This is a genomic window from Jiangella alkaliphila, from assembly GCF_900105925.1.
Classification (GTDB): Bacteria; Actinomycetota; Actinomycetes; order Jiangellales; family Jiangellaceae; genus Jiangella; species Jiangella alkaliphila.
This window is the reverse complement of sequence record NZ_LT629791.1, coordinates 1,234,795-1,259,665: the sequence shown is the minus strand read 5'-3', so window position 1 is coordinate 1,259,665 and position 24,871 is coordinate 1,234,795. Positions and strand designations below refer to the sequence as shown.

Below are 24,871 nucleotides of genomic sequence, written 5' to 3'. Positions count from 1 at the left end.
GGCCCACCCGGAGGAATTCAGCGAGAGGTCAGCGCACCAGCGCCGGCTCCTGCTGCATCCTGGCCTCGGCCGACTCCGGCTCGGGTGCCGAGTCCGTGAGCGCCAGCCGCTCGTGCACGCGGCGCAGCCGCCGGGGCAGCCACCAGTTGCGCGAGCCCAGCAGCGTCATCGTCGCCGGGACCAGCAGCATCCGGACCACGATCGCGTCCAGCGCGATCGCCAGCACCAGACCCAGCCCGATCGCCTTGATCGGCGCGAACCCGCCGAACATGAACCCGGCGAAGACCACCCCGATGATCAGCGCGGCCGCCGTGACGATCCCGCCGGTGCGCTGCAGCCCGGCCACGACGGACCCGGCGGCGCCGTCGCCGGCCAGCCAGCGCTCGCGGATCCGCGACAGCAGGAACACCTCGTAGTCGACGGAGAGGCCGAAGGCGATCGCGCCGACCAGGATCGGGACGGTGAGGTGCAGATAGCCGAGGCCCTCGGCGCCGACCAGGCCGGCGAAGTGGCCCTGCTGGAACACCCAGACGACCACGCCGAGGGAGGCGCCGATGCTCAGCAGGTTGGTGAGGATCGCCTTGATCGGCAGCAGGATCGAGCCGGTGAAGGCGAACAGCAGGGTCAGCGTGCCGAACGCCACCAGCGCGATCGCCCACGGCAGCCGGTCGGCCAGCATCGCCTGGTAGTCGACCAGGATCGCGGTGTCGCCGCCGACGAGCACCTCGAACGGCAGGTCGAGGTCGCGGATCGAGCGGACGGCGTCCTTCGCGGCTTCGCCCTCGGCGTGGCCGGACGGGGTCGCGGTCAGCCCGGTGAGGTCGTCGGTCATCGGGACGACCTCGACCGACGCGATGCCGGGCAGGTCCTCGACGGTGGAGCGCAGGCCCTCGACCTCGCCGGCCGGAGCCGACGCGACGATCTCGATATCGCCGGCCCACCGCGCCTGCTCGGGGAAGTGGGTGCCGAGCTGCGTCCACAGTTCGCGGGTGTCGGTCGACGTCGGCAGCATCCGCGGGTCGCCCTGCGAGATGTGCATGTCGGCGACCGGCACGGCCAGCGTGACCAGTGCGGCCGCCGTCGTGACGAGCGTGAGGACGGGCCGCTTCTGCACGGCGCGGGCGACGCGGGCGAACACGCCGTCACCGGACCGCTCGCGCGACGGCGAGATGCGGTGGCCGAACTTCGCCAGCAGCGCCGGCAGCAGGGTCAGCGCGGCCGCCATGTCGGCCAGCACGACGGCGGACCCGGCGAGCCCCATCGAGCGCAGGAACGGGTCGTTGAAGACGACCAGCCCGGCCAGCGCGACGGCCACAGTCAGGCCGGAGAACACGACCGTCCGCCCGGCCGTCGCCGAGGTGCGCAGCACGGCCTCGTGCACGTCGGTCGTGGTGCGTCGTTCCTCGCGGAACCGGCTCACCATCAGAAGTGCATAGTCGACGGCCAGGCCGACGGCGAGCATCGTCGTGATCTGGATCGAGTACACCGAGACGTCGGTGACCTGGCTGAACGTGAACAGGATTCCGAACGTCGAGCCGACGCCGACGATCGCGATCAGCAGCGGCAACCCGGCGGCGAGCACCCCGCCGAACACGACCAGCAGCAGGATCAGCACGACCGGCATGCTCAGCATCTCCGCGCGGGCGACGTCCTCCTGCGCGGTGTCGGAGAACTCGACGTCGGACAGCGGGCCGCCGGCCACGACGACGGACGTCGCGTCGATCGACTCGAGGCGTTCGGCGGCCGCTGCCGCCTCCTCCTCGCCGTCGTCCTCCAGTCCGGGCGAGAGCGCGACCTCGACGAGGACCGCGTCGCCGGTCTGCGACGGCAGGGCCGGCGAGACCGACTCGATGCCGGGCTGGGCGGCGACGTCGGCGAGCGCGGTGTCGACCGCCGCGGGCGAGGCGGGGCCGGTGATGACGGCGGTGATGGTGTCCGGCTGCGGGGCGGCGTGGTCCACGCGCTCCTCGGCCTGGGCGGACTCGCTGCCCGGGACGACACCGGTGTCGGAGGTGAGGCTCTCGAACACGCCGGTGCCGATGCCGAACCCGGCGGCGAGGACGGTGACCCAGGCGAGGATGACGACGATGGGCCGCCTGACGGCGAACCCGGTGATGCTGCGCAACATGGCGGCCTCCAGCGATCGAGAATTGCATCCGATGGACTGCGTCGATCGTGTCCCCGGGGGCCTGCGGGCGAATCGCCGCTGAGAGCGGACTTGGCCTCGCTCTCAGGAGTGAGAATCCCCGGGTGTGACCAGGCCGGTCTCGTACGCGAGCACGACCGCCTGGACGCGGTCGCGCAGACCGAGCTTGCTGAGCATGCTGCTCACGTGCGTCTTGACGGTGTGCTCGGTGACGAACAGCTCGGCCGCGATCTCGGCGTTGGACAGCCCGCGGGCGACCTGGCGCAGCGTGTCCGTCTCGCGGGCGGTCAGCAGGTCCAGGCGGCCGTCGGCGCGGCCCTGCCCGGCGCCCGGCGGCACGACCCGCCCGACGACGTCGGCGATCAGCCGGCGCGTGACGGACGGCGCCAGCAGCGCCTCGCCTGACGCGACGACGCGGACCGCCTCGACCAGCTCGTCGCGGCGCATGTCCTTGAGCAGGAACCCGCTGGCGCCGGCCCGCAGCGCGTCGTAGACGTAGTCGTCGATGTCGAACGTCGTGAGCACGAGCACCCGGGCGTCGGTCTCGCGGCAGATCGCGGTGGTCGCCTCGATGCCGTCCATGGCCGGCATCCGGACGTCCATCAGCACGACGTCGGGCTTCAGCGCGCGGGCGGCGGCGACCGCCTGGACGCCGTCCTCGGCCTCGCCGACGACGGCGATGTCGGGCTGCACGTCGAGGATCATCGCGAAGCCGCCGCGCACCAGCGCCTGGTCATCGGCGATCAGCACACGGATGGTCGGCTCTGGCACATCGCTAATCCAAGCGCAGGGAGGCCACGACACGGAAGCCTCTGCCGGGTCCCGGCCCGGCGTCGAGCGTCCCGCCCGCCGCGAGCACCCGCTCGCGCATGCCGATCAGGCCGTGCCCGCTCCCGTTGGCCGACGGCGTCGGGGGCGCGCTCGGCGGGCCGGCGCCGTCATCGGCGACCTCGATGCTCAGGTGGTCGTCGGTCCAGCTCAGCCGCACGTCGACGCGGCCGGCGGCGGCGTGCTTGACGGTGTTGGTGAGCGACTCCTGGACGATCCGGTACGCCGTCGCCGCGACGTCCGCCGGAACCGGCCGCGGATCGCCGTCCTCGGTGAGGGTCGCGGTCAGGCCGGTCCCTTCGACGCGGCGAACGAGGTCGGGGAGCGCGTCGAGGCCGGGGAGCGGCGACCGGTCGCCGCCGGCGGCGTCGGACTCCGTGCGCAGCACGCCGAGCACCCGCCGCAGCTGGGCCAGCGCCTCGCGGGCGGTGACGGAGATGGTGTCGAACATCTGCTCCGCGCGGTCGGGGTCGTGCCGGACGGCGACCGGCCCGGCCTCGGCCTGCACGACCACGAGGGTCATCGAGTGGGCCAGGATGTCGTGCATCTCGCGGGCGATGCGCTCGCGTTCACGGGTGGCGGCGGTCTCCTGCTCCTTCGTGAGCCGCAGCGCGCGCTCCTCGAGCAACGTGATGCGGTCGCCGCGGGCCCGGGCCGAGACGCCGAGCGCGTAGGCGCCGGCGAAGAAGATGCCGATCACGCCGAGGTTCAGCGCTTCGTCGTCGGGCAGCAGGATCGACACCGAGATGCCCACGGCGGTGGCGGCCACCCCGATCAGCCGCTTGACCGGCGGCGACAGCGCGGCGAACGTGTACGTGGCGACCAGCTGCGCCGCGGGGACGTCGTTGAGCCCGCCGGCCATCGAGAGCACGGTCGTCGTGATGCCGGTGATCCCCGCGACGGCGAACGGGTACTGCCGCCGCCACATCAGCGGGAGCGAGTTCGCGGCGGCCCCCAACGGCACCCACCAGGCGAACCGCTGCTCGACGCCCGCGTCGAACATGACGTAGAGCGCGCACAGGATCGCGATGGCCGCGTCGACGTAGACCGGCGGCAGGCCACGTCCCCACGCCGCCAGCCGCTCGCCGTACCCGCTCGGTCGCGCCATCTGCTCAGTATCGGCGCGGTGCGGCGGCGAAGTCCTCACTCCCAGGAGCGAGAAACCGTCACCGGCCCCACCTCTAGACGGAAGTCATGCGCTTCTGGACGGAAGACGGATGCCCGGCCGCAGCCCGTCGCCCTAGCGTCGAACGCATGCTGACCGTCCGCGGCATCTCCTACCTGGTCGGCGAGGCGAGCACCGACGAGGTGCGGCGGGACCTGGGGGTCATCGCCCGGGAGCTGCACTGCACCACGGTGATGCTCATCGGAGACGGGGAGCGGTTGATCGATGCCGCCCGTATCGCCCTCGGGACCGGTCTCGGCGTCTACCTCCGGCCGCACGTTCCCGAGCTGCGTCAGCCGAAGCTGCTGGAGCACCTGGACGCCGTCGCCGCGGCGGCCGAGGAACTTCGCCGGGCGCACCCGGACCAGGTGACGCTCATGGTCGGCAGCGAGTTCTCCCACACCGTGCCCGGCATCGTCCCCGGACCTCGGTCGTTCCTGCGATTGAAGCTCATCGTGCGCTTCCACCGCGTGCTGCGGCGAAGGATCGACCGGCGGCTGCACCGGCTGCTCACCATCGCCACGACCACCGCGCGGCGCCGCTTCGGCGGGCCGGTCAGCTACTCCGCGGCCGGGTGGGAACACGTCGACTGGTCGCTGTTCGACCTGGTCGGCGTCAGCCTCTACCGCTCCCGCCGCAACCAGGCCGGCTACGCGGACCGCCTGCGCAGCCTGGTGCGCGACCACGACAAGCCCGTCGTCATCACGGAGTTCGGGTGCGGCGCCTTCACCGGAGCCGACCAGCGCGGAGCCGGTTCGTTCTGGATCGTCAACTGGTTCGCCGCACCCCCGCGCATCCGCGGCGACCACCCCCGCGACGAGGCGGTCCAAGCCCGCTACCTCGGAGAGCTCATCGACCAGTACGACGCGGAGGGCGTGCACGGCTGCTTCGTGTTCACCTTCGCCATGCCCGACTTCCCGCATCACGACGATCCTCGTCTCGACCTCGACAAGGCCGGGTTCGGGGTCGTGGCGGTGACCGGCGACGGTGCGCGCCGGCCCAAGGAGGCGTTCCACGCGGTCGCGCGCCGCTACGCCGACCCGGATGCCGTCACTTCAGAGCGCGCAGCGCCGCCGCCGCCTCGGTGATGCAGGCCCCTATGCCGGGCGGCTCCTCCGCCGAGACCCAGCGCGCGAACCCGACCTGGAAGACCGTGACGGCGCTCTGCGCGGCCAGGGTGGCGGCCGGCTCGGCGACGCCGCGGGTGCGCAGCGCGCCGGCCGTGGCATCGGCCAGTGCGGCGAGTTTCAGCAGCTCGCGCTCCTGCAGACCGGGGTTGGCCGCGATGATGGCTGAGCGGCGGACGGAGTGCTCGTGGCGGTCGTCGAGCAGGCCGCCGACGGCGAGCATGCCGGCGAGGGCCGCGTCGAGCGGTGTGTGAGCGGCCGGCGCCGCCAGGATCGCCTCGACCGCCGTCCGCTCCAGGGTCCGCGAGCTGTCGAAGAGGACCTCGCGCTTGTCGGCGAAGTGCCGGAAGAAGGTGCGCTCGGTGACGCCGGCGCGCTCGGCGATGTCGCCGGCGGTGGTCTGTTCGAAGCCGCGCTCGGCGAAAAGCTCCATCGCCGCGCGGATCATGCGCCCCTGCGCGTCCGGCTCCCAGCGCCCCATGCCGGAAGTGTAGCGATGACAGTCGCTGACATCACGCGCTAGTATCGATGTCAGTCACTGTCATCACGAGAGGAAGTCCCATGCGCGTCTTCGTCACCGGAGCCTCCGGCTGGATCGGCTCGGCCGTCACCGACGAGCTCCTCGCCGACGGTCACGAGGTCCTCGGTCTCGCCCGCTCCGACCAGTCCGCCGCCGCCCTCGCGGCCAAGGGCGCTGCCGTCCATCGCGGCAGCCTCGACGACCTCGACAGCCTGGCGGCCGGAGCGGCGGCCGCCGACGGCGTCATCCACCTGGCGTTCAAGCACGACTTCTCGGACTACGCCGCCGCGGGCCGCACCGAGCATGCGGCCGTCCAGCGCATGCTCGACGGGCTCGCGGACAGCGGCCGGCCGTTCCTGCTCGCGTCGGGCATGGCGGGAGCCGCCGAGGGGCGCCCGCTGACCGAGGACGACGCGTCGCCGCACCACGGCGCCGACTCGCTGCGTGGCGGCGCCGAGAACCTCGCGCTGCAGTACGCCGGCCGCGGCGTCCGTGCGGTCGCGGTGCGCTTCGCCCCGACCGTGCACGGCATGGGCGACCCCGGGTTCGTGTCGACGCTGACGACGATCGCGAAGGAGCGCGGCGCGGCCGGCTACGTCGGTGACGGCGCCACGGCCTGGGCGGCGGTGCACCGCTCCGATGCGGCGCGGCTGGTGCGGCTCGCGCTGGAGAAGGCACAGGCCGGGTCGCGCGTGCATGCGGCGGCCGAGGGCAGCCTGCTGTCGCGCGACATCGCCGCCGCGCTGGGTGGTCACCTGGGGCTGCCGACAGCGTCGGTGGCGGCGGAGGACGCGGAGGCGCACTTCGGCTGGATGGCCCGCTTCTTCGGCGCGGAGCTCACCGCGTCGAGCGTTCGCACCACGGAACTGCTCGGCTGGACGCCCACCAGCCCGACGCTGTTCGAGGACATCGCCGCCGGCGCCTACTGAGTGCCGCGAGAAAACACATCGTCACTGGGTAGCCGGACGGCGAGAATGGTCCGGTGCTGCTGACCCTGACCTCGACCGCCGCCCACGCCAGCGACCTCGGCTACCTGCTGCACAAGCATCCCGAGCGGGTGCAGAGTTTCGAGTTGAGCGTCGGCGTCGCGCACGTCTTCTACCCGGAGGCGACCGACGAGCGGTGCACTGTCGCGCTGCTGCTCGAGGTCGACCCGGTCGAGCTCGTGCGCGGCCGGCGGTTCGGCGGCGACGCGCTCAGCCTGGCGCAGTACGTCAACGATCGGCCGTACGCGGCGTCGTCGATGCTGTCGGTGGCGCTGGGCCGGGTGTTCGGGTCGGCGCTGAAGGGCCGCTGCGACGCCCGGCCGGAGCTGGTCGGCGTGCCGCTGCCGCTGGAGGTGCACGTCCCGGCGCTGCCGTCGCGCGGTGGCGCCGACGTCGTGAGCGGGCTGTTCGAGCCGCTCGGCTGGTCGGTGTCGGCGACGGTGCGGCCGCTGGACCCGGAGCTGCCCGCGTGGGGCGACTCCCGCTACGTCGACGTCGTGCTGCGCGGCACGCTGCCGCTGGACCAGGCGCTGTCGCACCTGTACGTGCTGCTGCCGGTGCTCGACGGCGCGAAGCACTACTGGGTGAGCAGCGACGAGGTCGACAAGCTGATCCGCAGCGGCGGGTCCTGGCTGCAGGCGCACCCCGAGCGCGACGCGATCGTCAAGCGCTACCTCGCGCACAAGCGCGGCTTCGTCGCCGACGCGCTGGCCCGGCTGGCCGAACTGGACGAGTCGGCCGAGGTGGACGTCGTGACCAGCGACGATGCCGACGAGACCGAGGAGGTCGACCCGCCCGCGCTGGTGCCGCTGTCGACGCTGCGCAAGGCGGCCGTCGTCGAGCAGTTGAAGGCGGCCGGGGCTCAGCGCGTCGTCGACCTCGGTTGCGGCGAGGGGGCGCTGCTGCGCGAGCTGCTGGCCGACCCGTCGTTCACCGAGATCGTCGGCGCCGACGTCGCGCCGCGGGTGCTGGAGCGCGCGGCCGGGCGGCTACACCTGGACCGCATGGGTGATCGGCAGCGAGCCCGCATCACGCTGCTGCAGTCCTCGGTCATCTACCGCGACGACCGCCTGGCCGGCTTCGACGCCGTCGTGCTGATGGAGGTCGTCGAGCACGTCGACCCGGAGCGGCTGCCCGATCTCGAGCGGACGGTGTTCGGGCACGCGCGGCCGCGCACGGTCGTCGTCACCACGCCGAACGCCGAGTACAACGTGCTGTTCGAAGGGCTGGCGGCCGGCACCATGCGCCATTCCGACCACCGGTTCGAGTGGACCCGGGCCGAGTTCGCCGACTGGGCCGAGCGGGTCGCCGCCGCGCACGGATACACCGTCGCCTACGCCGCCGTCGGGGAGCCCGATCCCGGCGCGGGGCCGCCGACCCAGCTCGCCACCTTCACCCGGACGGAGGCGCCCGCATGAGCAGCATCGCCATCCCGGAGCTGTCGCTGGTCGCGCTCGTGGGCGTGTCCGGCTCGGGCAAGTCGACGTTCGCGGCCCGCCTTTTCGGCCGGTTCGAGGTCGTCTCCAGCGACTTCTGCCGCGGCCTCGTCGCCGACGACGAGAACGACCAGACGGTCAGCGGCGACGCGTTCGACGTCCTCTACTACATCGCCGGCAAGCGGCTGGCCGGCGGCCGGCTCACCGTCGTCGACGCCACCAACGTGCAGCGCGAGGCCCGGCGTCAGGTCGTGGACCTGGCCAAGGCGCACGACGTGCTGCCGGTCGCGATCGTCCTCGACGTCCCCGAGAGTGTGTGCCTGGAGCGCAACCGCGACCGGCCGGACCGCGACTTCGGGCCGCACGTCGTCCGGCGGCAGCGCGACCAGCTCCGCCGTTCGATCAAAGGGCTGGCGAAGGAGGGGTTCCGGCAGGTGCACGTGCTGCGCTCGGTCGAGGAGATCGAGTCGGCGACGATCGTGCGCGAGCGGCTGTACAACGACCGCCGCGACGAGCACGGCCCGTTCGACGTCATCGGCGACGTGCACGGCTGCCGGTCCGAGCTGGAGGCGCTGCTGGACCGGCTCGGCTACGTCGTCGCCCGCGACGACGCCGGGCGCGCCGTCGACGCCGTCCACCCCGAGGGCCGCCGGGTGATCTTCCTCGGCGACCTCGTCGACCGCGGCCCGGACAGCCCGGGCGTCCTGCGCCTGGCCATGGGCATGACGGCGGCCGGGCACGCGCTCGCCGTCCCCGGCAACCACGAGCACAAGCTGGTCCGCGCGCTGGGCGGCAAGCAGGTCAAGATCGGGCACGGGCTGGCCGAGACGCTGGAGCAGCTGGAACAGCAGCCGCCGGAGTTCCGCGACGCGGTGCTGGGCTGGTGCCGCGACCTCGTCTCGCACCTCGTCCTCGACGACGGCAAGCTGGTGGTCGCGCACGCCGGGCTCAAGGAGGCCTACCACGGCCGTGCGTCCGGCCGGGTGCGCGCGTTCGCGCTCTACGGCGACACGACCGGCGAGACCGACGAGTTCGGCCTGCCGGTCCGCTACCCGTGGGCCACCGAGTACCGCGGCCGCGCGATGGTGCTGTACGGCCACACGCCGACGCCGGAGCCCGAGTGGGTCAACAACACGATGTGCCTCGACACCGGCTGCGTGTTCGGCGGGCACCTCACCGCGCTGCGCTACCCCGAGCGCGAGGTCGTGCAGGTGCCGGCCGAGCAGGTCTGGTACGAGCCGGTGAAGCCGCTGGTCGCGCCCGCTGCCGTGGCGTCGCGCGGTGGCGACGAGCTGGACCTCACCGACGTGCTCGGTAAGCGCGTCGTCGAGACCGCGCACCACGGCCGGGTCTCGGTGCGCGCGGAGAACGCGGCCGGCGCGCTGGAGGTGATGAGCCGGTTCGCGCTGCATCCGCGCTGGCTGCCGTACCTGCCGCCGACCATGGCGCCGGTCGCGACGTCGCCGCTGCCCGACGTCCTCGAGCACCCGGCCGAGGCGTTCGGCGCCTACGCGGCCGACGGCGTCGGCGAGGTCGTGTGCGAAGAGAAGCACATGGGCTCGCGTGCCGTGGTGCTGGTCTGCCGCGACCAGGCGACGGCGACGCGCCGGTTCGGCGCGCCGCCCGGCGAGACCGGCGCGGTGTACACCCGGACCGGGCGGTCGTTCTTCGGCGCGGACCTGGCCGAGGCGCTGCTCGACGGCGTGCGGACCGCGGTGACGGCGCCGGGGCTGTGGGACGAGCTGGGGACCGGCTGGCTGCTGCTCGACGCCGAGCTGCTGCCGTGGTCGGCGAAGGCGGAGTCGCTGCTGCGCGGCCAGTACGCCTCGGTCGGCGCGGCGGCACGGTCGGCGCTGCCGGCGGCGGTGTCGGCGTTGTCCACCGCGTCGGCCCGGGGCCTGGACGTCACGGCGCTGCTCGACCGGACCCGGGCGCGGCTGGACAACGCGGCCGCCTTCGCCGACGCGTACCGGCGCTACGTCTGGCCGGTCGACGGGCTCGACGGCGTGCAGTTGGCGCCGTTCCAGCTGCTCGCGTCCGAGGGCGCCACGTGGCACGACCGGCCGCACCTGTGGCACCTGGAGCTGGCCGACCGGCTGGTGGCGGCCGATCCCGTCCTGTTCCGGCCGACGCGGCGGCTGGCGGTGTCGACGTCGTCGCCGTCGTCCGTCGAGGCCGGGGTCGAGTGGTGGGCGGCGCTGACCGCGTCAGGCGGCGAGGGGATGGTCGTCAAGCCGGCGGCCGGTCTCGTCCGGGCGCCGCGCGGGCTCGTGCAGCCGGGGCTCAAGGTGCGCGGACGCGAGTACCTGCGGATCATCTACGGCCCCGACTACACGCTGCCGGGCCACCTGGAGCGGCTGAAGGACCGTGGCCTCGGGCACAAGCGGTCGCTGGCGCTGCGCGAGTACGCGCTCGGTCTGGAGTCGCTGGAGCGGCTGGCCCGGTCCGAGCCGCTGTGGCGCGTGCACGAGCCGGTCTTCGCCGTCCTGGCCCTGGAGTCCGAGCCGGTCGACCCGCGGCTGTGAGCCGGCACATAAAAGATTGCCATGGACATAGTGTCCACGTACAGTTTTTCCGGTGAAGAAGAACCCGACCGCGGGCTACCTCGTCTGGCGGCTCTCCACCAAGTGGGGCGCGCTGCTCGACCGCACGCTCGCGCCGTTCGGGCTCACCCAGGCGCAGTTCTCCGTGCTGGCCACGCTCTACGGCGTCAGCCAGGACGGCGGGCAGCCCAGCCAGCGGGAACTGTCCGACCACACCGGCCTCGACCCGGTCTTCGTCTCCAAGCTGGTGCGCACGCTCGAGGGCAACGGGCTGCTGCGCCGCACCAGCGACCCGGCCGACTCGCGCGCCGTCCGCGTCACGCTCACCGACGCGGGCGCCGAGGTCATCCTGGCCGCGGGCGAGCGCGTCATGACCTTGCAGCAGCAGCTCGCCGAACCCCTCGGCGGACCCGACAGCGAGCGGACGCGCGAGTTCGTCGCGACCCTGACCGTCCTGCTCGACGCTCCGTCGCCGCCCGACCCCGGGAGGAATCCATGATCATCACCCCGCTGACCGGTGTCGACATCGGGGTCGCCGCCAAGGCCATCCACGCCCTGCTCGGCGTCATGCTCGACGCCAAGAGCGTCACGCCGGCCGAATGGGTCGCCCTCCGGACGCTCGGGACCGCGCCCGGCCGGGTGTCCCAGCCCTCCCTGCGCGACGGCCTCGTCCTCGCCCTCGACATCGAACCCGCCGACGCGACGGCGGTGCTCTGCGCGCTGGAGGACCGCGGGCTGCTCGAGTACGACACATACGAGCAGGTGGGGCTCACGGCGGCCGGCCAGCTCCAGTACGACGAGCTGCACGCCGGCGTCATCGCGATGACCGCCGAGCTGTATGCCGGCATCGACGCAAGCGAGCTGGCCACGACCCGCCGAGTGCTCGCCACCGTCACCGCGCGGGCGACGGAGCTGCGCTCGCAGCTGTAGGACTTGACCTCAACGATAGTTGAGGTTGTCTGCTGGGGGACGTGACCCCCACCGAATCCTCCCGCCGGGCGTGGGCCGGGCTGGCCGTGCTCTGTGTCGTCGCTGTGCTGGCGTCGCTGGAACTGACCGTCACCCATCTCGCGCTGCCCGCCATCGACGCCGACCTGCGCCCGACCGGGACGCAGCTGCTCTGGATCGTCGACGTCTACGCGTTCCTGCTGGCCGGGTCGATGCTGGCGCTCGGCGCCGTCGGGGACCGGATCGGCCGGCGGCGGCTGCTGATGATCGGCGCCGGGGCGTACGGCGTGCTGTCGGTCGTGGCCGCGTACGCCCCGACCGCGGAGACGCTGATCGCGGCGCGGGCGCTGCTGGGGGTGGCCGGCGCGACGCTGATGCCGTCGACGCTGTCGTTGACGGCGACGATGTTCCGCGACGCGCGGCAGCGGGCTGTGGCCGTCGGGATCGTGATCGCCAGCGTGTCGGGCGGGACGGCGATCGGGCCGCTGGTCGGCGGCGCGCTGCTGGAGCGGTTCTGGTGGGGCTCGGTGTTCCTGCTCGGGGTGCCGGTGATGGTGCTGATCCTCGTGCTCGGCCCGGTGCTGCTGCCGGAACAGAGGAACACGGCGGCGGCCCGGATCGACGTGGTCAGCGTGGTGTTGTCGCTGGCCGCGGTGCTGCCGCTGGTGTGGGGGCTGAAGGAGATCGCCGCCCATGGGGTGGGGTGGGCGACCGGCGCCGCGGTCGCCGGCGGTCTGGTCGTCGGGGCGGTGTTCGTCGTCCGGCAGCGGTCGCTGGCCGACCCGGTGGTCGACGTGCGGCTGTTCCGCGACCCGGCGTTCTCGGTGGCCGTCGCGACGCTGGCGATCGGCATCTTCGTGCTCTGGGGCGCGAACTACTACCTGGCCCAGTACCTGCAATTGGTGCAGGACCTCTCGCCGCTGCGCGCGGGGCTCTGGACGGCGCCCTCGGCGATCGGGGTGATCGCCGGGTCGCTGCTGGCCCCGCGGCTGACCCGCCGGATCCGGCCGGGGGTGGTGATCGGCGCCGGCCTGACGGTGTCGGCGGCGGGCTTCGTGCTGCTCACCCAGCTGACGGCGACGTCGGGGCTGGGCCTGCTGGTGGCCGGCTCGGTGACGGTGTCGGCGGGACTCGGCCCGATGATGGCGCTGGCCACCGATCAGGTCGTCGGGGCCACGCCGCCGGAGCGGGCCGGCGCCGCCGCGGCGCTGTCGTCGATGGCGCCGCAACTGGGCGGCGCGCTCGGCATCGCCGTCCTGGGCAGCGTGGTCGCGGCAGTCTTCCGGGGCGCCGGCACCGGAGCGGACACGCTGGGCGCGGCCGTCGCGGCGGCGGAGGACCTGCCGGCAGGCATGGCGGAGACCACGCTCGCGGCCGCGCGCGACGCGTTCACCGACGGGATCGTGGTGGCCGCGACGGTCAGTGCCGTACTCGCGGCATTGCTGGCGATATCCGTTGTCGCGCTGTCAGTCCGCCGGGATACGGTCATTCCCACGAGCCGATCCCGGGGGAGATCCACATGACCATCGCCCAGCTCGCCGACGAGCTCATCGATGTCCTGTTCGACGTGGCCCCGCTCGAAGCGTCGCTGCTGGGCTTCCGCGAGCGCGAGGACAAGCTCACCGACTACTCCGAGGCCGGCGAAGCGGCGGCCGACGCCCGGCTGGCCGACGTCGCGGCCCGAGCGGAGGCCGTCGACCCGGCCGGGCTCGACGACGCCGAGCGCACCACGCGGGCGGTCATCCTGCAGCAGGTCGAGTCCCAACGCGACCTCCTGGCGGTGCGCGGCGTCGAGTACACCGTCACCGACTCGTTCTTCGCGCCGGCGCCCGCCACGCTCTCGTTCCTGCCGATGACCGGCATCACCGAGCCCGCCCACGCCGACGGCTACCTCGCCCGGCTGGCCGGGCTGCCGGCGCTGCTCGACGCCATCGCCGTGCGGCATCGCGCCGGCATCGTCGCCGGCCGGCTGCCGGTCCGCCGGCTGGCCGAGGCCACCGTCGAGCACTTCACCCGCTACCTCGCCAGCCCCGCCGACGACCCGCTCCGCCGCCCCGAGCCGGCGGCCGGCAGCGGCACCGACGCCGCGGCGTTCCGGGCCGAGCGCGACCGCCTGCTCGCCGAGGTAGTGCACCCGGCCGTCGGGGCCTACCGTGACGCCGTCGCCGCCGACGTCGTCGCCCACGGCCGGCCCGACGACCGCGCCGGGCTGTGCTGGCTGCCGGGCGGCGACGAGTTCTACGCCAAGGCCACCAAGGTCCACACCACCACCACCCGCACGCCAGACGAGCTGCACCAGACCGGCCTCGACGTGCTGGCCGGGCTCACCGACGAGTACGCGGCCGTCGGCGAGCGGGCGTTCGGCACCGGCGAGCTGAGCGAGATCCTGCAGCGGCTGCGCACCGACCCGGCCATGCGCTGGCGCGACGCCGACGAGCTGCTGCGGGCCGCGCGCTCGGCCATCCGGCGGGCCGAGCAGGTCGCGCCGCAGTGGTTCGGCCGGCTGCCGTCGCAGAGCTGCGTCGTCGAGGCGGTACCCGCGGCCGAGGCGCCGGGCGCTCCCGGTGCCTACTACATGCAGCCGGCCATGGACGGCAGCCGCCCGGGCACCTACTACGCGAACACCCACGACGCCGAGAAGCGCGACCGCTACAGCGCCGAGTCCGTCGCCTTCCACGAGGGCGTGCCCGGCCACCACTTCCAGCTCACCATCGCCCAGGAGCTCACCGACCTGCCGCTGCTGCGCCGGCTCGCCTCCATCACCGCCTTCGACGAGGGCTGGGGCCTCTACGCCGAGCGGCTGGCCGACGAGATGGGCCTGTACTCCGACGACATCGCCAGGCTGGGCATGCTGAGCGAGGACTCCATGCGGGCCTGCCGCCTGGTCGTCGACACCGGGCTGCACGCCAAGGGCTGGAGCCGGCAGCAGGCGGTCGACTTCATGGTCGCCAACACCGCCACCAGCCGGCTCGAGATCGAGACCGAGGTCGACCGCTACATCTCCGCGCCCGGCCAGGCGCTGGCCTACATGGTCGGCCGGCTGGAGATCCAGCGCATCCGCGCGGCCGCGGCGGCCACCGTCGGCGACCGGTTCGACCTGCGCGCCTTCCACGACGTCGTGCTGGGCAACGGCCCGCTGCCGATGAGCGTGCTCGACGACGTCGTCGGCGCCTGGGCCGCGCGGCAGGGCTGACCCGTGGACGAGGCCGAGCTCGTACGCCGCCGGTTGCGCACCGTCGGCCTCGGCGGCCCGCTCGACGCGGCGGCGCCGGCCGGCGCCGTCGCCTGGTTCGGCGCGGTCCAGTCGCAGGACTACCACCCGGCGAAGTGGGGCGTCGCGCAGCGGCTCGGCGGCACCGTCACCGACCCCGGCCTCGACCGCGCGTTCGCCGACGGCGCGCTGCTGCGCACCCACGTGCTGCGGCCGACCTGGCACTTCGTCACGCCCGACGACATCGGCTGGCTGCTGGCGCTGACCGGGCCGCGGGTGCACGTGCTCAACGGCTACCCCTACCGGCGGTTCGAGCTCGACGACGCGCTGCTGCGGCGGGCGTCGGACCTCATCGCCGACGCGCTCGGCGGCCGGACGTATCTGACCCGGGCGCAGGTCGGGACCGTTCTCGAACGGGCCGGCATCGTCGCCGAGCGGTTCCGGCTGGCCTACATCCTCATGTACGCCGAGCTGGAGGGCATCGTCTGCGCGGACCGCTCGCCGGCAAGCAGCACACGTACGCGCTGCTCGCCGAGCGTGCGCCGGGCGCCCGTTCCCTCGACCGCGACGCGGCGCTGTCCGAGCTGACCCGCCGGTACTTCACCAGCCACGGGCCGGCCACGGCGAAGGACTTCGCCTGGTGGTCCAGCCTGACCAGGGCCGACATCACCGCCGGTCTGGCGCTGGCCGGCGATGCGCTCGAGAGCATCGACGTCGACGGCGTCACGTACTGGTCCGCGGCGGGCACGGCCGACGCCGCCGTCGACGAGACCGCCGTCCACCTGCTGCAGGCCTACGACGAGTACCTGGTCGGCTACACCGAGAGCAAGCGCCTGCTCGACCTCGGCGGCGTCGCCGCCGGCACCCGGATCGACAGCGCCGCCAACGGCGTGCTGCTGCTCGGCACCCAGGTCGCCGGGCGATGGCGGCGGACGCTGAAGGCCGGCGAGGTGGTCCTCGACATCAGCCTGTACGAGCAGTACCGCGCGGCGGCCACACCCGGGCTGCAAGCGGCCGCCGACGCCCACGGCGCGTTCGTCGAGCGATCAGCCACGGTCAGCGCGAGCGTGCTGTGAGCGACGGCCACATCGTCACCGACCGGTTCGAGCTGGTGCCGCTGACCGTCGACGACGCGGCCGAGATGGCCGGCGTGCTGAGCGATCCGGGGCTGTACGAGTTCATCGGCGGCGCCCCGCCCGCCGTGGCCGACCTGCGCGCGTGGTACACGAGGCTGGTCGCCGGCCGGTCGCCCGACGGCCGGCAGCAGTGGTTCAACTGGATCGTCCGCCGCACCCCCGATGCCCGCGCCGTCGGCACCGTCCAGGCCACCGTCACCGACGAGGGCAGGCAGGCCGAGATCGCCTGGATCGTCGGCGCCGACTTCCAGGGGCAGGGGTACGCCACCGCGGCCGCCGGCGCGCTCGTCGAGTGGCTCGACGGCCGCGGCGTACGGACCATCACCGCGCACGTGCACCCCGAGCACCAGGCGTCCATGGTGGTCGCCGAGCGGGCCGGGCTGCAGCCGACGGACCGCTTCGAGGACGGCGAACGGCTCTGGATCCGCGCCGACGTAGGGTGAGGACGTGCCTGAGCTCGCCGCGGTGGTGTTCGATCTCGACGACACACTCTTCGACCATTCCGGCTCCGCCACCCGCGGCTTCGGCACCTGGCTGTCCACGTTCCACGGGCCTCCCACGCCTGAGCTGACCGCGGCCTGGTTCGAGCTGCAGGACCGGCACTTCGGCGCGTGGCGCGACGGGCGGATCAGCATGACCGAGCAGCGCCGGCGCCGCGTCGGCGGCATGCTCGAGCTGATCGGCCGGCCGCCGCTGGACGAGCCCGGCCTCGACGCGCTGTGGCGCGACTACTTCGCCGCCTACCGGTCCGGCTGGCAGCGCTTCGACGACGCCGAGACGGCGCTCGAGCTGGTGGCCGGGGCCGGCCTGCGCACCGGCATCCTCACCAACGGTCCCGACGACATGCAGTACGACAAGATCGCCGTCATCGGGCTGACCGGCCGGGTCGGCCCGGTCCTCACGGCCGAGGCACTGGGCAGCGCCAAGCCCGACCCGGGCGCCTACGCGGGCCTGTGTGCCGCGCTCGGCCTCGACCCGGCCGCCATCCTCTACGTCGGCGACGACTACCGCCTCGACGTCGTCGGCGCCCGCGCGGCCGGGCTGCGCGCCGTCCACCTCGACCGGCACGGCACCGGACCGGCCGGCGAACGCGACCGCATCGCGTCGCTGCACGACCTGGCCGCGCACCTCGTGTAGCGCCGTGGCGGGGACCTGGCGCGGCCCGTTCCTGCGCTACCTCGCCGGCCGCGGCCTCTCGCTGGCCGGCAGCACGCTGGCGACCGTCGTGCTGGCGTGCGCCGTGCTCGACGCGGGCGGCGACGCGTTCGACGTCGGCCTCGTGCTGACGACGTCGGTGCTGACCCAGACGCTCGGCCTGCCGGTCGCCGGGGTGCTGGCCGACCGTGCGCCCCGGCGGACCGTCGTCGTCGCGAACGCCGCGCTCGCCGTCGCCCAGACGACGATGGGCCTGCTGCTGGTGGCCGCGCCCGGCCGCGTGCCCGTGGCCGCGTTCGTCGCCGCGGCGGCGGTGACCGGTGCGGCGGCCGCCGCCACCAAGCCGGCGCTGCACGGCATCGTCGTCGAGCTGGTGCCGCCGGAGGCACGGCAGTCCGCCAGCGCCTGGCAGCGGCTGGTCGTCAACGTGGCCCGCATCGGCGTGCCGGGGCTGAGCACGGTGCTCGCCGCGGCCGTCGGCTTCGGGCCGGTGCTGATCGGCGCCGGTGCGGCGTTCGCGGCCGGTGCGGTCGTGCTGGCGACGCTGCCGCTCGGCGTGGTCCGGGCCGCGCGGACGACGTGGCGGGCGGACGCGCGCGAGGGCTGGGCGGCGGTGGCCGGGCGGACCTGGCTGTGGACGTACCTGGTCTCCGGCGCGGTCGGCGTCCCGCTCTGGCTGGCCGGCTACCAGCTGCTCGGGCCGGTGATCGCCGCCGGGCGCCCGGACGGCCTGCGGTTCTGGGGCTGGGCGGTGTCGGCGTTCGTGCTGGGCATGCTGGCCGGCTCGGTGGTCGCGCTGCGGTGGCGGCCGCGCCGGCCGATGCTCGCGACGGTGGCCGTGCTGCTGGCCTGGCCGCTGCCGCTCGCCGTGCTGGCCCTCGACGTGCACCTGGCGTGGGTGCTGGTGCCGATGGCGGTCAGCGGGCTGGCGCTGGACCTGTCGATCGTGTTCTTCGAGACCGCGCGGCAGCAGCAGGTGCCGGAGCAGCTGATCGGCCGGGTGTCGTCGATCGGGCTGCTGAGCGAGCTGGTCCTCGTGCCGGTCGGCTACCTGCTCGGCGGGGCCGTGGCGGACCGGGCCGGCCCGGCGCCGGTGCTGTGGGGCTGCGTCGCCGGCCTGGTCGGCTGCACGGCCGCGCTGTTCGCCGTCCGCGACATCCGCACCCTGACTTGGCGTTCGGAGCCCGAAGCGCACAAGGTGGAACGGTGACGACGACGAACCTGCCCGGTCCGGCCGCCGTGGCCGCCGCCGCGGCGACCATCGCCCCGTACATCCGCCACACGCCGGTGCTGCGCGCCGAGCTCGACGGCCGGCCGCTGGTGCTGAAGCTCGAACACCTGCAGCGCAGCGGCTCGTTCAAGCTGCGCGGCGCGCTGACGGCGCTGCTCGGCGGCGACCGCCCGGAGCACGTGGTGACGGCGTCCGGCGGCAACCACGGCCTCGGGGTCGCGACGGCGGCCGCCCTGCTCGGTCTGCCGGCGACGGTGTACGTGCCCGAGACCGTCCCCGAGACCAAGGCGCGGCGCATCGAGGAGGCCGGCGCCCGGCTCGTCCGGCACGGCGGCACCTATGCCGAGGCGGCCGCGGCGGCGACGGACGCGGCGGCGGCGCCCGGCGCGCGGTACCTGCCCGCCTACGACCACCCCGACGTCATCGCCGGCCAGGGCACGGTCGCCGCCGAGGTGGTGGCCGAGGCGCCGGACGTCGACGCGGTCGCGGTGGCGGTGGGCGGGGGCGGACTGGCGGCCGGCACCGCGCTGGCCGCCGGCGACCGCGCCACCGTCGCCGTCGAGCCTGAGCACTGCAGCGCCCTGCACCAGGCGCTGGCCGCGGGCGAGCCGGTCGACGCGGCGGTCGACTCGGTCGCGTCGTCGGCGCTTGGCGCGACCCGGGTGGGCGAGCTGCCGTTCGCGATCCTGACGGCGGCGTCGGTCCGGTCGGTGCTGGTCACCGACGCCGAGCTGCTGGCCGCGCGGGACCGGCTGTGGGACGAGTTCCGGCTGCTGGTCGAGCCGGCCGCCGCGGTGCCGTTCGCCGCCTGGCTGGCCGGGCGGGTCCCGGGCGAGCTGCCCTGCATCGTGCTCTGCGGCGCCAACACCGACCGCTGAGGCAAGGTCACTGACCCGGGAGCTCGGCCTCCAGCCGGGCGATCTCGGCGGCGCGCCGTTCCAGCAGCGCCGACCCGGGCAGCGGCTCGTCGCCGGCGGGAGTGGCGTCGAGGCCGCGCTCGCGCAGGACGGCCAGGGCGGCGGCGTACTCCGCCTGCAGCGCCTCGCGGTCCTCGTCCGGCAGCCGCTCGAACGCGTCGAGCAGCCGGTCCTGGCCGGCCTGGGTCGCGGTCTCGAGCCGGCTCAGCCGGCGCCGCCGCTGCGCCTCCCGGTCCTCCGGTGGCCGCGGCGGCCGGGTCCTCGCCCGGAGCAGCAGGAACAGCACCAGCACGCTGACCGCCGCGCACAGGACGCACGCCACGACCCAGCCTGCCTGTATGCCGTCGTCCCCCGCGGCCTCCAGCATCCTTCCGCCGACCACGACCGAGACCAGCGCCTGATAGCCGGCCGCGTAGTACAGATCGTTGCGGTCCGGCAGCGGCCGGCCACGCATGACCGGCCAGACCCACAGCCCCCAGCACGCGGTGCTCACCAGCAGCAGCGCGCCCGACCAGGGGATGGGCCGCCACCAGGTCCGCGAACGCGAAGAGCAGGCTCGTGCTGACGGTGAACGTGGTGAACAACAGCAGCTCGCGCCGGAGCACCCTCGACCAGCGCGTGGTGCCGACCGGCCGGACGAGGGGTGCGCGCAGGGCCGTCGTGAGCCCCGTCAGCTCCCGGCGCACCGCGTCGGCGTAGTCCGGCGCGACCGCCAGCACCCGCTCGTCCAGCTCGTGCCGCGACTCCTCGAACCGGGCCTCGGGTACCGCAGCCGCCCACTGGGCCGCCGTCATGTCGGTCTTGTCGGTCACGACCCGCAACCTTACGGGGCCATACTGTCTGGATGATCCGAGCAGCGCTGCTCGTCCTCCTCCTGCTGGCCGCGGCGTGCTCGGGCGACGACGCGAGCCCGCCGCACCGGGAGCGGAACGAGGAGCTGCGCGCCGAGCTGCTGGCGATGATGGAGCAGGACCAGGCCGAGCGGTCCGGCCAGAGCGCCGAGTGGAACGACCAGGAGCGCACCGACCGGCTGGCCGAGATCGTCGACGAGCACGGCTGGCCCGGCTCGGACCTCGTCGGCACCGACGGCGCCACCGCGGCGTGGGTGATCGCGCAGCACTCCGACCTCGACACCGAGTTCCAGCAGCGGGCGCTGGAGCTGATGCGGCCTGCCGTCGAGGCCGGTCTGGCCGACCCCGGCGACCTCGCCTACCTGGAGGACCGCGTCGCGCTGAACACCGGCGGCGAGCAGCTCTACGGCACCCAGATCGCCTGCGTCGCCGACGTCCCGGAGCCGGCCCCGCTCGCCGACCCGGAGACGGTCGACGAGCGGCGGGCCGAGGCCGGGCTGGAGCCGCTGGCCGACTACCTCGCCACCCTCGAGGAGGCGTGTGCCATCGACGCGACCGCCAGCCCAAGCCCGACCCCGTTCGGGTGACCCTCAGCCGAACGCGAGCCAGCCGCGCGGCTGGAGGTCGTCCAGCCCGTTGACCTGCACGCCGTCCTGCCACACGGTGTAGAGCGCGTCGCCGACGACGATGCTGCGGCGCAGCTGGGTCCAGCCCTCTCGCGGCGCCTCGGTGCGGGTGATCTGCCCCTGCTCGGTGACGGTGTCGTCGCCCAGCTGGACGACCAGCGCGCTGGGCCCCGTCATCGTCTCCAGCGGCACGACGACCTGGTCGGTGTCGGGCCAGAACAGGAACGACTGCGGGTCCCACTCCGTCTGCGACCACGCGTCCGGGACGACGTGGCCGTCCAGCTTGGTCGGTGCGCTGGGGTCGGCGACGTCGAACAGCGAGACCTGCGCGCCGACGGTTCTGCCGTCGGTGGACGCCTCCTGGCCGACGCCGATCAGCCGGTCGTCGCCGCCGTCGTGCAGGTACGACGAGTAGCCGGTGATCTTCAGCTCGCCGGTGACGGCTGGGGCGGCCGGGTCGGACAGGTCCAGCACGTAGAGCGGGTCGACCTGCCGGAACGTCACGACGTAGCCGGTGTCGCCGAAGTAGCGGACGGCGTAGATCTGCTCGCCCTTGCCCAGGCCGCCGACCTGCCCCAGCGGGACCAGCTCGCCGTCGCCCTCCTCGAGCGTGTAGAGCACGCTCTCGCTGGTGTCGGTGTTGCCGGTCCAGTCGTCGATGGTCGTGGCGACGCGCAGGACGCCCTCGTGCTCGGACATCGCGTACCGGCCGATGATGCGGCCCTCGACCTCGCCCGATGCCAGGTACCGCGCGGCGACGTTGCCGGTGATGTCGAACGCGTGGATGCCAGTGGTGATCTCGCCGGGCTCGGGCATCGGCCGGATCGAGCGCTCGTCGGCCGGGAACGGGTCGCCCCACCGCGTGGTCGCGACGTAGAGGCGGTCGGGGCTGGCGTAGACGGTGTCGCCGTCGGTCAGCACGCCGACGGTGCCGTCGGCGCTGAGCCCCTCGGCCGGGTCGAACGTCAGCACGCTGAGCGTGGAGTAGCCGGTGAAGTCGTCCGGCCGGCTCAGCTGCTCGCAGCCGACCAGCTGGTCGGTCACCGGCTCGTCGTCGCCGCTGGTGAACCTGTACGACGGCAGCCAGTCGGCGATGGTGGACGCCTCGACGACGGCGCGGTTGCGCTCGGTGAGCTCGTCCTCCGGCAGGTTGTAGTCCTGCTCCGTCATCGGGAACTGCAGCTTGGGGTAGGAGCTGACGACCAGCCGGACGGTCTCGTCGACCATGCGGGCGTCGAGGTAGTTGCCCTCGACCTCGAGCCGCGACTCGACCACCGGCGCCGCCGGGTCGGAGATGTCGATCAGCAGCACCGCGGTCGTCGACGGCATCCCGCCGCCGGGGTAGCTGCTCATCGCGGTGTCGTAGGCGATCATCGTGTTCTGCCTGACCAGCGCGACGACGCGGTCGCCGGCCAGGAACACCGAGGCATCGGCGTACTCCGGGGCGAACTCGGGGCCCGCCTCCGGGCTTCCGGACGGGACCGTGAGCGGCAGCCGGCCGACCTCGCGCGGCGCGGCGCCGGTGACGTCGACGATGCGCAGGTCGCCGCCGGCCGCGGTGACCAGCACCCGCCCGTCGGTCTTGGCGACGTCGGGCTCGTCGACGCCGGCCTCCTGCACGTTCGTGGTGGAGTGCGGTTGCCGGGCGGCGCCGCCGCTGTCGTCGCCACCATCCGTCCCCCGGGCGCGGCGAACGCACCGGAGTCCTCGGCGGCGACGTCCTGTTCGGCGCCGGCCGGCATCGGGTACATGTCGGTGCCGGTGCCGAGGCCCCACGGCCCGACCCGGTGCAGCGCCTCCGTCTTCAGGTGCTCCAGGACGTCCTCGCAGGCATCGAAGGACGTCAACCCCATGACGGCGATCGCACCGTCTTCGTCGTCTGAACCGAACGTGCAACCGGCGAGCATGCCCAAGGAGACAAGGCCGGCAAACCACCGCCTCATGCCCGATTCGACGGCGCGTGTGCGCCGCCGGTTCCGCGTCAGCCGATGTAGCGGTCGAGGAAGGCGTTGCCGAACCGGCCATCGGGGTCGTACGCGCCGCGCAGCCGGCGGAAGTCGGCCAGCCGCGGGTACCGCTCGCGCACCTGGCCGGGATCGACGGTGAACAGCTTGCCCCAGTGCGGCCGGGCGTCGTACGGGGCCAGCGCGCGCTCGATCTCCGCCAGCACCGGGCCGACGCCGTCCGGGTCCTGCTTCCAGGTGAAGTGGAAGCCGGCGACGTCGCGGCCGTAGGACGAGCTGAGCCAGAGGTCGTCGGCGGCGACGGTGCGGATCTCGGAGATGTGCAGCAGCGGGGCGATCCGGCCGGCCAGCCGCGCGAGGGCGCCGAACGCCTCGACCGCGTGGTCGCGCGGCACCAGGTACTCGGACTGCAGCTCCGCGCCGCTGCTCGGGGTGAACTCGAGCCGGAAATGCGGCAGCCGGTCGTACCAGGGCCCGGCCACGTCCTGCTGCTCGGTGGCGTTGGCTGCGGGCATGCCCGGCACCGGGTTGCGCGCTCCGTCGGCGAGCCGGGCGCCCAGCCAGTGCGGGTCCGGCGTCCAGCCGTCGCCGTCCTCGACCCGGTGCTTGACCCAGCCGCGCGCCGTCCCGCTCGCCCAGTCGGTGAAGACGCTGACGCTGTAGGCGGCGGCGAAGATCTCGTCGAACCGCTCGGCGACGGTGCGCAGCGGGAGGTCGTCGTAGACCACCTGGCGGACCTCGAACGCGGGCACGACGTCGAGCGTCACCGCCACCACGACGCCGAGCGCGCCGAGCGCCACGACGGCGCCGTCGAAGTCGGGGTCGTCGCGGCGCAGCGTGACCAGTTCGCCGTCGGCGCGCACCAGGTGCAGCCCGGCCACCGCCGTCGCGAGGTTGCCGTTGCCGTCGCCGGACCCGTGGGTCGCCGTCGCGACCGCCCCGGCAACCGAGATGTGCGGCAGCGAGCCGAGGTTGTGCAGCGCCCAGCCCTGCCGGTGCAGCTCCTCGGCGACGTCGCCGTAGCGCAGCCCGGCCGCGACCGTCACCGTCCGTGCCGCCGCGTCGACGTCCACCGGCGGCGGCAGCCCGGCGACAGAGACCAGCTCGCCGGTCGTGTCGGCGACGTCGCTGAACGAGTGCCGGCTGCCCAGGGCCCGGATGCGCCCGGTGCGCGCGACGAGCTCCTGCAGCTCCTCGACCGACGCCGGCGTGTGGATCAGCGTGGCGGCGTAGGTGAGGTTGCCCGCCCAGTTCGTCCGTTCCGCGCTCACAGCGAGCAGCGTACGGCCCGGGTCCCGGCAGCGCGTTGGCGGCCGGTCCAGCAAGATGGTCCGCATGAGGCCCTGGCTGCAGCAGTGGATGGACGACCTCGTCAACGAGCGCTACGTGGAGGCCGACGAGAACGTCCACTTCACCGAGAACCTGGCCGAGACGGTCATCGCCGAGTACTCCCTCCCCGGTCAGCTGGTGCTCGACCCGTTCGCCGGGTTCGGCACCACGCTGGTCGTCGCGGAGCGGATGGGCCGGTCCGGCCTGGGCATCGAGCTGCTGGCGGAGCGCGCGGAGATGGTCCGCCGCCGGCTCGGCGGCGCCGGCGAGGTCATCACCGGCGACGCCCGCAAGGTCGGGGCGCTGGTCGATCGGCCGGTCGACCTGTGCCTGACGTCGCCGCCGTACATGACGCTGGAGAACCACCCGGAGAACCCGCTCAACGCCTACGAGACCCTCGATGGCGACTATGGGTCCTACCTCGGCGAGCTGGACCGCATCTTCGGCCAGGTCGCCGGGCTGCTGCGGCCGTGGGGCCACCTCGTCCTCAACGTCGGCAACATGGTCGACGACGGCGTCGCCACCACCCTCGCCTGGGACGTCGGCCGCATCGTCGGCCGGCACCTGACATTCCGGCAGGAGACGTTCCTGTGCTGGGACGAGCAGCCCGAGTGGCTCACCGGCGACTACTGCCTGGTGTTCCAGCGCACCGCGGAGGAGCCCCCGCCCGGCGTGAGGCCGGGCCGCCGGGCGGGACCCACCCACTAGGGATCCTTCTATGTTCGTCAAGCCGGGTTGAATCCCTAGCTCAC

Annotated in this window: 21 protein-coding genes and 1 pseudogene; 15 read left to right on the top strand and 7 right to left on the bottom strand. The window is 73.8% G+C overall.

The window, feature by feature from the left end; translation table 11 throughout:
* Positions 1 to 28 precede the first annotated feature (28 nt).
* From BLV05_RS05920 to BLV05_RS05910, 3 genes are all read right to left on the bottom strand, one after another.
* Complete coding sequence (locus BLV05_RS05920; protein ID WP_046766961.1) at positions 29 to 2,128, bottom strand: MMPL family transporter; 2,100 nt, start codon at positions 2,126 to 2,128, stop codon at positions 29 to 31.
* Positions 2,129 to 2,230: 102 nt separating this feature from the next.
* Positions 2,231 to 2,917 carry a response regulator gene (locus BLV05_RS05915; RefSeq protein WP_197683547.1) on the bottom strand — a complete coding sequence of 229 codons (687 nt, stop codon included), beginning with the start codon at positions 2,915 to 2,917 and terminating at the stop codon, positions 2,231 to 2,233.
* A gap of 4 nt (positions 2,918 to 2,921) precedes the next feature.
* Positions 2,922 to 4,082: a sensor histidine kinase gene (locus tag BLV05_RS05910; protein WP_052762132.1), complete on the bottom strand. Its 1,161-nt coding sequence runs from the start codon at positions 4,080 to 4,082 to the stop codon at positions 2,922 to 2,924.
* Between the two features lie 146 nt (positions 4,083 to 4,228).
* Here BLV05_RS05910 and BLV05_RS05905 point away from each other — a divergent pair, with 146 nt between their 5' ends.
* A complete protein-coding gene (locus BLV05_RS05905) occupies positions 4,229 to 5,227 on the top strand; it encodes a hypothetical protein (RefSeq protein ID WP_046766962.1) in 999 nt (332 codons plus the stop codon).
* On the opposite strand, the gene BLV05_RS05900 is transcribed toward BLV05_RS05905, so the two are convergent.
* Entirely contained in the window at positions 5,190 to 5,747 is a 558-nt protein-coding gene (locus BLV05_RS05900; protein WP_046766963.1) for a TetR family transcriptional regulator, read from the bottom strand. The two genes, BLV05_RS05905 and BLV05_RS05900, sit on opposite strands and share 38 nt — an antisense overlap.
* A gap of 80 nt (positions 5,748 to 5,827) precedes the next feature.
* Between BLV05_RS05900 and BLV05_RS05895 the strand changes: the two genes are divergently transcribed.
* The 12 genes and pseudogenes from BLV05_RS05895 (at position 5,828) to BLV05_RS05840 (ending at position 19,310) form a co-directional block, all read left to right on the top strand.
* A complete protein-coding gene (locus BLV05_RS05895) occupies positions 5,828 to 6,715 on the top strand; it encodes an SDR family oxidoreductase (protein WP_046766964.1) in 888 nt (295 codons plus the stop codon).
* A 53-nt stretch (positions 6,716 to 6,768) separates the two neighbouring features.
* Positions 6,769 to 8,190, top strand: a complete 1,422-nt coding sequence (locus BLV05_RS05890) for a 3' terminal RNA ribose 2'-O-methyltransferase Hen1 (protein WP_046766965.1) — start codon at positions 6,769 to 6,771, stop codon at positions 8,188 to 8,190.
* A complete protein-coding gene (locus tag BLV05_RS05885) occupies positions 8,187 to 10,733 on the top strand; it encodes a polynucleotide kinase-phosphatase (protein WP_046766966.1) in 2,547 nt (848 codons plus the stop codon). Before BLV05_RS05890 ends, BLV05_RS05885 begins: the two co-directional genes overlap by 4 nt.
* A gap of 52 nt (positions 10,734 to 10,785) precedes the next feature.
* Positions 10,786 to 11,250, top strand: a complete 465-nt coding sequence (locus BLV05_RS05880; RefSeq protein ID WP_046766967.1) for a MarR family winged helix-turn-helix transcriptional regulator — start codon at positions 10,786 to 10,788, stop codon at positions 11,248 to 11,250.
* Entirely contained in the window at positions 11,247 to 11,681 is a 435-nt protein-coding gene (locus tag BLV05_RS05875) for a MarR family winged helix-turn-helix transcriptional regulator (protein ID WP_046766968.1), read from the top strand. The genes BLV05_RS05880 and BLV05_RS05875 overlap by 4 nt, the downstream gene beginning before the upstream one ends.
* Before the next feature lie 32 nt (positions 11,682 to 11,713).
* Positions 11,714 to 13,222 (top strand): MFS transporter, encoded by a 1,509-nt coding sequence (locus BLV05_RS05870; RefSeq protein ID WP_046766969.1) that lies wholly within the window; start codon positions 11,714 to 11,716, stop codon positions 13,220 to 13,222.
* Positions 13,219 to 14,892 (top strand): DUF885 domain-containing protein, encoded by a 1,674-nt coding sequence (locus BLV05_RS05865; protein ID WP_046766970.1) that lies wholly within the window; start codon positions 13,219 to 13,221, stop codon positions 14,890 to 14,892. Before BLV05_RS05870 ends, BLV05_RS05865 begins: the two co-directional genes overlap by 4 nt.
* 3 nt (positions 14,893 to 14,895) lie before the next feature.
* Positions 14,896 to 15,986, top strand: a pseudogene (locus BLV05_RS38505) (winged helix DNA-binding domain-containing protein).
* A complete protein-coding gene (locus BLV05_RS05855; protein WP_197683544.1) occupies positions 15,983 to 16,489 on the top strand; it encodes a GNAT family N-acetyltransferase in 507 nt (168 codons plus the stop codon). The pseudogene BLV05_RS38505 and the gene BLV05_RS05855 overlap by 4 nt, the downstream one beginning before the upstream one ends.
* A 4-nt stretch (positions 16,490 to 16,493) precedes the next feature.
* Entirely contained in the window at positions 16,494 to 17,183 is a 690-nt protein-coding gene (locus BLV05_RS05850) for an HAD family hydrolase (protein ID WP_052762133.1), read from the top strand.
* A 4-nt stretch (positions 17,184 to 17,187) separates the two neighbouring features.
* Positions 17,188 to 18,411, top strand: a complete 1,224-nt coding sequence (locus BLV05_RS05845; RefSeq protein ID WP_052762134.1) for an MFS transporter — start codon at positions 17,188 to 17,190, stop codon at positions 18,409 to 18,411.
* 11 nt (positions 18,412 to 18,422) lie between these two features.
* Complete coding sequence (locus tag BLV05_RS05840) at positions 18,423 to 19,310, top strand: serine/threonine dehydratase (protein WP_407716983.1); 888 nt, start codon at positions 18,423 to 18,425, stop codon at positions 19,308 to 19,310.
* A 7-nt stretch (positions 19,311 to 19,317) separates the two neighbouring features.
* Here the strand turns inward: BLV05_RS05840 and BLV05_RS05835 are convergent, their stop codons facing one another.
* A complete protein-coding gene (locus BLV05_RS05835) occupies positions 19,318 to 19,842 on the bottom strand; it encodes a hypothetical protein (RefSeq protein ID WP_046766973.1) in 525 nt (174 codons plus the stop codon).
* Between the two features lie 351 nt (positions 19,843 to 20,193).
* On the opposite strand from BLV05_RS05835, the gene BLV05_RS05830 reads away from it, so the two are divergent.
* A complete protein-coding gene (locus tag BLV05_RS05830; RefSeq protein WP_052762135.1) occupies positions 20,194 to 20,787 on the top strand; it encodes a DUF6624 domain-containing protein in 594 nt (197 codons plus the stop codon).
* A gap of 3 nt (positions 20,788 to 20,790) precedes the next feature.
* On the opposite strand, the gene BLV05_RS05825 is transcribed toward BLV05_RS05830, so the two are convergent.
* Both BLV05_RS05825 and BLV05_RS05820 read right to left on the bottom strand, forming a co-directional pair.
* Positions 20,791 to 22,851 (bottom strand): beta-propeller domain-containing protein, encoded by a 2,061-nt coding sequence (locus tag BLV05_RS05825; protein WP_083421280.1) that lies wholly within the window; start codon positions 22,849 to 22,851, stop codon positions 20,791 to 20,793.
* Positions 22,808 to 24,061, bottom strand: coding sequence for a D-arabinono-1,4-lactone oxidase (locus tag BLV05_RS05820; RefSeq protein WP_231948761.1), 1,254 nt, complete (start codon positions 24,059 to 24,061; stop codon positions 22,808 to 22,810). Before BLV05_RS05820 ends, BLV05_RS05825 begins: the two co-directional genes overlap by 44 nt.
* A 64-nt stretch (positions 24,062 to 24,125) precedes the next feature.
* Between BLV05_RS05820 and BLV05_RS05815 the strand changes: the two genes are divergently transcribed.
* Positions 24,126 to 24,827 (top strand): DNA methyltransferase, encoded by a 702-nt coding sequence (locus BLV05_RS05815; protein ID WP_052762136.1) that lies wholly within the window; start codon positions 24,126 to 24,128, stop codon positions 24,825 to 24,827.
* The last annotated feature ends 44 nt before the right edge of the window (positions 24,828 to 24,871 follow it).

Coding starts and splice junctions, on each gene's coding strand:
- BLV05_RS05895 (WP_046766964.1), top strand. CDS start 5,828: ATGCGCGTCTTCGTCACCGGAGCCTCCGGCTGGATCGGCTCGGCCGTC.
- BLV05_RS05920 (WP_046766961.1), bottom strand. CDS start 2,128: ATGTTGCGCAGCATCACCGGGTTCGCCGTCAGGCGGCCCATCGTCGTC.
- BLV05_RS05905 (WP_046766962.1), top strand. CDS start 4,229: ATGCTGACCGTCCGCGGCATCTCCTACCTGGTCGGCGAGGCGAGCACC.
- BLV05_RS05825 (WP_083421280.1), bottom strand. CDS start 22,851: ATGGCCGGTTCGGCAACGCCTTCCTCGACCGCTACATCGGCTGACGCG.
- BLV05_RS05865 (WP_046766970.1), top strand. CDS start 13,219: ATGACCATCGCCCAGCTCGCCGACGAGCTCATCGATGTCCTGTTCGAC.
- BLV05_RS05830 (WP_052762135.1), top strand. CDS start 20,194: ATGATCCGAGCAGCGCTGCTCGTCCTCCTCCTGCTGGCCGCGGCGTGC.
- BLV05_RS05910 (WP_052762132.1), bottom strand. CDS start 4,082: ATGGCGCGACCGAGCGGGTACGGCGAGCGGCTGGCGGCGTGGGGACGT.
- BLV05_RS05875 (WP_046766968.1), top strand. CDS start 11,247: ATGATCATCACCCCGCTGACCGGTGTCGACATCGGGGTCGCCGCCAAG.
- BLV05_RS05885 (WP_046766966.1), top strand. CDS start 8,187: ATGAGCAGCATCGCCATCCCGGAGCTGTCGCTGGTCGCGCTCGTGGGC.
- BLV05_RS05900 (WP_046766963.1), bottom strand. CDS start 5,747: ATGGGGCGCTGGGAGCCGGACGCGCAGGGGCGCATGATCCGCGCGGCG.
- BLV05_RS05815 (WP_052762136.1), top strand. CDS start 24,126: ATGAGGCCCTGGCTGCAGCAGTGGATGGACGACCTCGTCAACGAGCGC.